We start from the raw sequence: 3,765 nt of genomic DNA on the forward strand, positions 1-3,765 counted from the left end.
GTCCAGCCGGTCCCGGACCGCGGTGAACTCGCCGAACCGCGGGTACACCCCGGCCAGGTACCCGGAGTCACGGGTGTTGACCTTGCCCCAGTGGGGGCGGCCGTCGTGGGCGGTCATGATCCGCTCCACCGCCGTGAAGTACGCCTGGTACGGCGTGCCCCGGTACAGATGGACGGCGATGTACGCGCTCTCCCGGCCCGAGGCCGTGGAGAGCGCGATGTCGTCGGCGGGGGCGGTGCGCACCTCCACCGGGAAGCTGATCCGCAGCGGTGAACGCTCGACCATCGCCTTGACCTCGCGCAGCGCCTCCACGGCAGCCTCGCGGGGCAGGGCGTACTCCATCTCCACGAACCGCACCCGGCGCGGGCTGGTGAAGACCTTGTACGGGATGTCGGTGTACGTGCGTGCCGACAGGGCGCGGCTGGAGAGCTTGGCGATCGAGGGGATCGTGGCGGGTACCGCCCGGCCGAGCGAGCAGGCCGCCTGGAAGATCCCGTTGGAGAGGAGCTCGTCCTCGATCCAGCCGCTGACCCTGCCGGGCGGAGCTGCGGGGCCCGCGCTCCGGTTGTTGCGCTTGGTGTTGCAGTTGCCGGTGTGCGGGAACCAGTAGAACTCGAAGTGTTCGTTCTCGGCCACCAGCTGATCGAAGTCGGCCGTGACCTTGTCGAAGGTCATCGGCTCCTCGCGGGCGGTCAGCAGGAAGACCGGCTCCACGGCGAAGGTGATCGCCGTGATGACGCCCAGGGCGCCGAGCCCGATCCGGGCGACGGCGAAGACGTCCGCGTTCTCGGTCTCCGAGCAGGTCAGCACCGTGCCGTCCGCCGTGACCAGCTCCAGGGCGCGGATCTGCGCGGATATCGACGCCGAGTCGCGCCCGGTGCCGTGGGTGCCGGTGGAGGTGGCCCCGGCGACCGTCTGATCCATGATGTCGCCCATGTTGGTGAGCGAGAGGCCCTCGCGGGCCAGCGCGGTGTTGAGGCGCTTCAGCGGGGTGCCGGCCTCGACGGTCACCGTCATCGCCGCACGGTCGATCTCCCGGATGCCGGTGAGCAGATCGGGGCGGATCAGCAGTCCGTCGGTGGCCGCGGTCGCGGTGAAGGAGTGGCCGGTGCCCACCGGCTTCACCTTCAGGCCGTCCTCGGACGCCCTGCGCAGCTCCTCGGCCAGCTCGTCCACGGAGGCGGGTGACACGGTCCGTACCGGACGGGCGGTGACGTTCCCCGCCCAGTTACGCCACGCGCTCGTCGTCGTCCGTGCGTAGGTGTCGGTCATCTTCCCCGCGCCCTTCCGTAGGAACCGGCCCACTGAGCCGGCGGTACCCCAGGAACGCCACCGCGGCCGCGAGCGCTCCCGCCACGGCGGGCACCGCGTACCCCGCCTTCGCCCCGGACGCGTCGACCACCCAGCCGGCGGCCGAGGAGCCGAGCGCCACACCTACGGCGAGCCCGGTGCTGGTCCAGGTCATGCCCTCGGTCAGTCTGGTGCGCGGTACGTGCTGTTCGACGAGAGCCATGGTGGTGACCATCGTCGGTGCGATGGCGAGGCCCGCGACAAAGAGCGCCACGGCCAGGAACGGCAGGCTCCCGGCCAGTTGGAGGGGGATCATACTCACGGCCATCGCACACACTCCCACCAGCCACCGGCTGGACGGCCTGCCCTTCAGGTGCAGCAGGCCGAAGACCGCCCCGGCGAGGCAGGACCCCAGCGCGTACACGGCCAGCACCAGGCTCGCCGCGGCCTTGTGGCCCTGCTCCTCGGCGAAGGCCACCGTCACCACGTCGATCGCCCCGAAGATCGCACCGGTCGCCACGAAGGTCCCCACGAGCACCTGGAGGCCGCGGGAGGCCAGCGCGGAACCGCTGGTGTGCTGCGTGTGCGGATGCGGCACCGGTTCGGTGGCCCGCTGCGCGGTCAGCCAGAAGACGCCGACCAGCAGGAAGCCGGCGGCCAGCAGCGGACCCGCCTCGGGGAACCAGGCGGTGGAGAGCCCGATCGAGATGATCGGGCCGAAGATGAAACACACCTCGTCGACGATCGACTCCCACGCGTACGCGGTGTGGAGCTGCCGCGCCGAGCCCCGGTAGATCTCCGCCCAGCGGGCCCGGACCATCGAACCGACGCTGGGGACGCAGCCGGCGCCGGCCGCGAACACGAACAGGGTCCAGTCCGGCAGCCCCTGCTGCGCGCAGATCAGCAGACCGGCCACGGCCGCCAGGGCGACGAGGGTCACCGGGCGCAGCACCCGGCGCTGTCCGTGCCGGTCGACCAGCCGGGACACCTGCGGTCCCACCACCGCCGCGGCCATCGCCAGCGTCGCGGAGAGCGCGCCCGCCAGTCCGTACCGGCCGGTCAGCTGGGAAACCATGGTCACCACGCCGATGCCCATCATGGACAGCGGCATGCGGCCGAAGAAGCCGGCCGAGGAGAACCCCTTGGAGCCGGGGGCGGCGAAGATCGCGCGGTAGGGACTGGGCAAGGGGTACTCCGCTACGGCGTGGTCACACGCGGTGTCAGGGGTGAACGTGGCCGATACAGCTTACGGGTGGGGCGGTGTGCCCGGCCGCGGGAGACCGGCGGGTGTGCGGGACGGATGTCGGTGGGGGCTGCGCCGGGGACGGGTGGCAGGATCGATGTCATGTCCGATCTGCGTGAGCCCGCTCCCTACGACGCCCTGCTGCTGCTCTCCTTCGGGGGCCCCGAAGGCCCGGACGACGTGGTTCCGTTCCTGGCGAACGTGACCCGCGGCCGGGGCATCCCCGAGGAGCGGCTGAAGGAGGTCGGCAAGCACTACTTCCTGTTCGGCGGCGTCAGCCCGATCAACGGCCAGAACAGGGCCCTGCTCGACGCACTGCGCAAGGACTTCGCGGACCACGGACTCGACCTGCCGGTCTACTGGGGCAACCGCAACTGGGCGCCCTACCTGACCGACACCCTGCGCGAGATCGCCGGGGACGGACACCGTCGCATCGCCGTCCTGGCGACCAGCGCGTACGCCTCGTACTCCGGCTGCCGGCAGTACCGCGAGAACCTCGCCGAGTCGCTGGCCGTCCTGGAGGCCGAAGGGCTGCCGGTGCCGCGCGTCGACAAGCTGCGGCACTACTTCAACCACCCCGGCTTCGTCGAACCGATGGTGGACGGCGTGCTCGCCTCCCTGGCCGACCTTCCCGAGGACGTGCGAGCCGGGGCGCACCTCGCCTTCACCACGCACTCCATCCCCACCTCGGCGGCCGATGCCTCCGGCCCGCCGGAGGCGCACGGCGACGGCGGTGCGTACGTCGCCGAGCATCTCGACGTGGCACGGGTGATCGTCGAGGCCGTCCGTGAGCGGACCGGTGTCGAGTACCCCTGGCAGCTCGTCTACCAGTCGCGCAGCGGTGCCCCGCACATTCCGTGGCTCGAACCCGACATCTGCGATCACCTGGAGCTGCTGCACAGCGACGGCGTTCCCGCCGTGGTGATGGCGCCCATCGGTTTCGTCTCGGACCACATGGAGGTCCTGTACGACCTCGACACCGAGGCCACCGCGAAGGCCGCCGAGCTCGGCCTGCCGGTGCGCCGGTCCGCGACCGTCGGCGCCGACCCGCGGTTCGCGGCGGCGGTGCGCGACCTCGTGCTGGAGCGCGCGGCCACCGAACAGGGCCGCGGCCGGGAGCGGTGTGCCCTCGGGGCGCTCGGGGCGAGCCACGACCTCTGCCCGGTCGGCTGCTGCCCGGCCCGTGCGGCCAGGCCGGCCGCCGCCGGCGCCGACAGCCCGTACGCGTAGGT

Annotated in this window: 3 protein-coding genes; 1 reads left to right on the top strand and 2 read right to left on the bottom strand. The window is 71.8% G+C overall.

Translation table 11 applies throughout. From position 1 onward, the window contains the following. Together J1C73_RS00770 and J1C73_RS00775 are read right to left on the bottom strand one after the other, a co-directional pair. Positions 1–1,272, bottom strand: a 1,272-nt coding sequence (locus tag J1C73_RS00770; protein ID WP_207314593.1) for a D-arabinono-1,4-lactone oxidase, incomplete at its 3' end; no start/stop codon positions are given. Beyond that, on the bottom strand, positions 1,229–2,476 hold the full coding sequence (locus J1C73_RS00775) for an MFS transporter (RefSeq protein WP_207314594.1): 1,248 nt from the start codon (positions 2,474–2,476) through the stop codon (positions 1,229–1,231). The genes J1C73_RS00770 and J1C73_RS00775, both read right to left, overlap by 44 nt. A gap of 159 nt (positions 2,477–2,635) precedes the next feature. Here J1C73_RS00775 and J1C73_RS00780 point away from each other — a divergent pair, with 159 nt between their 5' ends. Next, positions 2,636–3,763 (top strand): ferrochelatase, encoded by a 1,128-nt coding sequence (locus J1C73_RS00780; RefSeq protein ID WP_207314595.1) that lies wholly within the window; start codon positions 2,636–2,638, stop codon positions 3,761–3,763. Positions 3,764–3,765 lie beyond the last annotated feature (2 nt).

Origin of the sequence: Streptomyces laculatispora, from assembly GCF_017353455.1 — a bacterium.
Taxonomy (GTDB): Bacteria; Actinomycetota; Actinomycetes; order Streptomycetales; family Streptomycetaceae; genus Streptomyces; species Streptomyces laculatispora.